We start from the raw sequence: 4,760 nt of genomic DNA, 5'->3' as shown, positions 1-4,760 counted from the left end.
TCGCGGCGTTCCGGCGGGCGGCGCCCGGGCTGGGGCGCATCGGCGCCGAGGCCGTCGTGAACCAGCTGTCCCCGGGTACGCCCAGCGCGCCGGTCACCGACAGTGACATCGTGCCGGTGCTGCGCTCCCTCGGTGCCCCGCCCGCCAGGCACCGGTGGGACCGGGTGCCGGTGGGACCGGGTGCCGGGGGCCACCCGGCTCGGCGGCGCCGCCCACCCCTCGGCTCCGGACGCTGAAGGCGCCGACCTGGCCATGTACGACGGCGCCGAACCCGGCGAGGTCCTCACAGCGCACCCCCATGACGCCGAGGCCGCGCCGGCCGCGTACGAGCAGGCCATGTTCCCCCGGAGCGCCGCAGCCGCCGCCGACGGCGCCGAACTCCACGACCTCCTCTTCGGTGGTGCCGCGCCCCACGGCCTGATCGCCATGTCCACCGGTCATGGGTGACCCCGGGGAGCCCGTCGGCACACACCGCACGGAAGGCGGCGCCGGGCCGCGCCCCCCCCCGGCAGCGGTCAGCTGCCCGGCGGCCGGACGAGCGTGAAGACCGCACCCTCCGGGTCCGCCACCGTCGCCAGCCTGCCGCTGGAGGCCTCCCGCGGTGGCTGCAGCACGTGTCCGCCGAGCTCCACCACACGCGCCGTCGCCTCGTCGGTGTCGGCGACCTGGAAGTACGTCATCCAGTGCGGACCCCGGTCGCGCGGCAGGGCGTGTCCCACGCCGTGCAGGGCGGCCACCGGACGGCCCTTGAGGTGCAGCGTCTGGTAGTCGAAGTCGGCAGAGACCACCGCCTCGGTCCCGAATCCGAACACGGCCTGGTAGAACTTGGCGACCGAGGCGGTCTCCCGGGTCACCAGCTCGTTCCACACAGGGGTGCCCGGGGTGCCCGCGAGTGCGGTGCCGATGTGATCCGCGGCCTGCCAGACCCCGAAGACGGCGCCGCCCGGGTCGGACGCGAGCAGGAGGCGCCCCGCCTTCCCGGCGTCCAGGGGGCCGACGGCGACGGTCCCGCCGCAGGAGCGGATGGCCTCAGCCGTCGAGTCCGCGTCCTCCGTGGCGAGATAGGTCGTCCAGGCGATCGGCAGGTGCCGGTCGGGCGGCAGCTGGCCGATGCCCGCGACCTCCTTGCCGCACAGCAGGGCCCGGACGTAGGGCCCCAGCTGTTCCGGCCCCGGCCGGAACTCCCAGCCGAACAGCCGGCTGTAGAACTCCTGGGTCGCGGTCAAGCCGTGCACGATCAGACTCACCCAGCACGGTGCTCCGGGCGTGCGCCGGGTGACAGCCTCGGTCATCTTCTTCTCTCTCCTCGTACCATCGGGGTGGCCGTACGGAGGACGGAGCCTGCACGGCGTCCAGCGGTACGGATACGGGCGCGTACGCTCCGTGCAGATGCTCGCACCACTGAGGCTCCGAGACACGCCGGCCGCGCCGCGTTTCCCGGCTTCCGCTCACGCCGTCGCCCTTTTTGATGCGGTACATCCGGTTCGATGCGGCCTCACCGGGGGCGGCCCCTGCGCGAAGATGGCACCCATGAAGCCCATCATCACCGCATCCGAATACATGAGCGAGTCGGCGGGGCCGCGCCCACCGGTCCTCCTCGACATCCGCTGGCAGCTCGGCGGGCCGAACGGCCGCGCCGACTACGAGGCCGGGCACCTCCCGGGCGCGGTGTACATCGATCTCGACTCCGAGCTCGCGGGCCCGCCGGGCGGCGGCGGCCGTCACCCCCTGCCGGACCCGGAAGCCTTCGGGGCCGTGATGCGGCGGGCGGGGGTCAGCCGCGGGACCCCTGTGGTGGTCCACGACGGCGGCCAGGGCTGGGCCGCGGCGCGTGCGTGGTGGCTGCTGCGCTGGACCGGGCATCCCGATGTCAGGGTGCTGGACGGCGGACTCGCCGCATGGACGGGTGAGCTCACCACCGGCGTTCCGGAACCCGCCGAAGGCGACTTCCGGCCCGAGCCGGGGGCGCTCGGCCTCTTGGACGCGGACGGGGCCGCGGCCCTGGCCCGCTCCGGTCTGCTGCTCGACGCACGGGCCGCGGAACGCTACCGGGGGGACGTGGAACCGATCGACCGCGTCGGCGGCCACATCCCCGGCGCCGTCTCCGCCCCGACCTCGCAGAACGTCGGCGAGGACGGGCGCTTCCTGCCCGCCGCCTCGCTCGCCTCCCGGTTCTCCGCCCTGGGCGCGGACGGCGAGAAGGAGATCGGCGTCTACTGCGGCTCCGGGGTGTCCGGTGCCCATGAAGTACTGGCGCTGGAACTCGCCGGTCACCGGGCCGCCCTGTACGCCGGGTCCTGGTCGGAGTGGTCCTCGGACGAATCCCGCCCCGTCGCCACGGGGCCCCGGCCCGCCTGACGCCGACGGGTGACCGGACGGAGCGAGAGCCCGTACGCGGCTGTGTACGGGCCCTCCTCATGCCACGGACCTCAGGGGTGGTCCTCAGTCCTGCTTCTTCCGGCGGGTGCCGAAGACGATCTCGTCCCAGCTCGGCACCGCCGCCCGGCGCCCCGGCCGCACACCGTCCGCCTCTGCCTGACGGTCCGTCGTCCCGGTCAGCCGGTCGCGGTGGCCGGCCACCGCGCGGGGCATCAGCACATCGGCGTAGGCGGAACCCGCGCCGGCGGACGCCGCCGCGGCCGGGGGTTCGTCGGCCTCCGGCTCCTGCTGCGGGGCGGGTTCGAGTGCGGGCGGCTCGGGCTGCGAGGGCCGCTCCGGGACGACCATGTCGCCGCGGAAGCTGGGCACCGCCTCCAGGAGGCTGGTCAGCGAGTCGCGCTCGCCGGCCGACACACCGCTGATGCGCTCCTCCGGCTCGGGCGCCGGGGGAGCGGGCCGCTCGATCTGACGGTCCAGCGCGCGGTCCAGCGGCCGGTCGCGCGGCAGCCGTGCGATCCGGGGCACGAACGGGAAGCTCGGTTCCGGAGCCGCGACATCGTCGGTCTCGCCGATGAGCGAGCGTGCCTCTTCGTCCACGGCCTGGACCAGCCGCCGCGGCGGGTCGTAGGTCCAGCTCGCGGAGTGCGGCTCGCCCGCGACACGGTAGACCAGGAGGACCTCCCAGGTGCCGTCGTCCCGGCGCCAGGAGTCCCACTGCACGGTTTCCCTGTCGGCGCCGCGCAGCAGCAGCCGCTCCTGCACCGCCTCGCCGAGCTGGGGGCCGGTGTTCTCGCCGGGACGGCGCACAGGAGTCTTCCGGGCGCGCTCGGCCATGAACGCGCGCTCCGCGAGCACGGGGCCCTCGAAGCGGCGCACCCGGTCCACCGGGATGCCGGCGAACTGGGCGACCTCCTCGGCGGAGGCGCCGGCGCGTATACGCGCCTGGATGTCGCGCGGGCGGAGATGACTCTCCACCTCGATCTCGATCTGGCCGAGCCGGGCGCGGTCGTTGCGCACGGCGGCACGAAGCCGCTCATCGATGGGAAGCGTGTACTCCGTGCTGTCCGCAGCCTTGAGCACCAGTCGTGTGCCGTCGTTCGAGACGGCCACGACACGCAGTTCGGGCATGGGAACCTCCCGGGTGGTGCCTGCCGACGTCACGTGCGTCGCTGCTTCCGCTAGTCGAGTGTGACCTGCCCGGGTTCAGCCTGCCACAACCTTGCCAAGTTACCCGGCGTGTCGGGCCTTGGCCCTGGATCGCCAGGATGACACGGTCACCTCTTGCGACGCGGAGCGACCAGGTGGTCGCTCCTCGTAGCAGGCGCCCGTGCGATGCCGCGGCGCCGCCGGTTCGGGCGCCGTCTTCGGCCCCCTCCCGCAGGTCCCGGATACCCGTGCGGGAGTCCGGCCCCAGGGCTCGCCACAGTACTCCATTCGGGCCACCTGGGTGGACCGGCGCGCCGTCGAAGTTCTCGCCGGGTGCGGGAGTTGGGTCACCCCGTTGTCCGCGATATGCCCGCGACGCGTGTGTTGATTCACAAAATCTCCAGAATCGGAACTATCCGATTCGCTCAAATGTCCCTTCTTGGTGCAAGGTGGGGTGGTTGTCGAGCAGGGGCTGATCATGGTTCAGAAGCCGCAGAATGATGCGGAACGCAAGGAAGGGCGCATAGATCTGAGCCTGCCGCAGGTCGCGGGCAGTGCCGTCGCGGCGGTCGCGGCGGCGGTGATGGCCTCGCAGCTCGGTGTGTACGGAACCATTGCCGGCGCGGGCGTGATGAGCGTGGTGGCCACCTGCGGGGGCTCGGTCTTCCAGCACTTCTTCCGTCGTACCGGCGAGCAGATCCGCGAGGTCACCGTCCAGGTGAAGAATCTGGCGGGCCGTCAGGTGACCGTGCACACGCGTGAGACGTCCCCCGCGCCGCAACGGCCGCAGGACGACGCGACGAGGGTGCTGCGCAAGGCGGAGCCCGGCGCGGACCGCACCATGGTGCTGCGACAGGTCCGGCCGGGCGGGGCGGGCCGCGGAGCCGCGCACCCCGCTGACGCGTCCACGGACGGTCCGTACTCCGACGCCCGTACGCACGGCACCCGTGTCCGGGGCTGGAAACGATCGGTCCTCGCGGCCGCCGGGGTCTTCGTCCTGTCGATGGCCGGCATCACCGTGTACGAAATGGCATCCGGCCACGGTCTGGGGGACAGCGGAGGGACGACCATCGGATCCGTCGTGAGCGGCGAACGTCATGGAGGGACGACCTCGCCCTCCCCCTCGCCCTCGGACGGCACCGGCCAGGAGGACGGCGGGGGCGAGGACGGCGACAGCGGTGTGCCGGACGGCGGGAGCGCCACGACGCCCGGGACGGACCCGGGCGAGGACCGGA

At 73.4% G+C, this 4,760-nt stretch carries 5 protein-coding genes; 3 read left to right on the top strand and 2 right to left on the bottom strand.

Annotated features, from left to right (window positions below):
* The first annotated feature begins 180 nt into the window (after positions 1 to 180).
* A complete protein-coding gene (locus tag VN520_RS11650; RefSeq protein ID WP_414719831.1) occupies positions 181 to 447 on the top strand; it encodes a hypothetical protein in 267 nt (88 codons plus the stop codon).
* A 68-nt stretch (positions 448 to 515) separates the two neighbouring features.
* Here VN520_RS11650 and VN520_RS11645 read toward each other — a convergent pair whose 3' ends face one another.
* Positions 516 to 1,292 (bottom strand): VOC family protein, encoded by a 777-nt coding sequence (locus VN520_RS11645; RefSeq protein WP_325746805.1) that lies wholly within the window; start codon positions 1,290 to 1,292, stop codon positions 516 to 518.
* A 238-nt stretch (positions 1,293 to 1,530) separates the two neighbouring features.
* Between VN520_RS11645 and VN520_RS11640 the strand changes: the two genes are divergently transcribed.
* Positions 1,531 to 2,358, top strand: a complete 828-nt coding sequence (locus tag VN520_RS11640; RefSeq protein WP_325746804.1) for a sulfurtransferase — start codon at positions 1,531 to 1,533, stop codon at positions 2,356 to 2,358.
* An 84-nt stretch (positions 2,359 to 2,442) separates the two neighbouring features.
* On the opposite strand, the gene sepH is transcribed toward VN520_RS11640, so the two are convergent.
* Positions 2,443 to 3,507 (bottom strand): septation protein SepH, encoded by a 1,065-nt coding sequence (sepH, locus tag VN520_RS11635; RefSeq protein WP_325746803.1) that lies wholly within the window; start codon positions 3,505 to 3,507, stop codon positions 2,443 to 2,445.
* 496 nt (positions 3,508 to 4,003) lie between these two features.
* Between sepH and VN520_RS11630 the strand changes: the two genes are divergently transcribed.
* The coding region (locus tag VN520_RS11630; protein WP_325746806.1) for a hypothetical protein at positions 4,004 to 4,760 on the top strand (757 nt) is incomplete at its 3' end.

It is taken from the genome of Streptomyces sp. (assembly GCF_035563135.1).
Classification (GTDB): Bacteria; Actinomycetota; Actinomycetes; order Streptomycetales; family Streptomycetaceae; genus Streptomyces.
The sequence above is the reverse complement of the archived record's forward strand: the minus strand, read 5'-3'. Positions and strand labels throughout refer to the sequence as shown.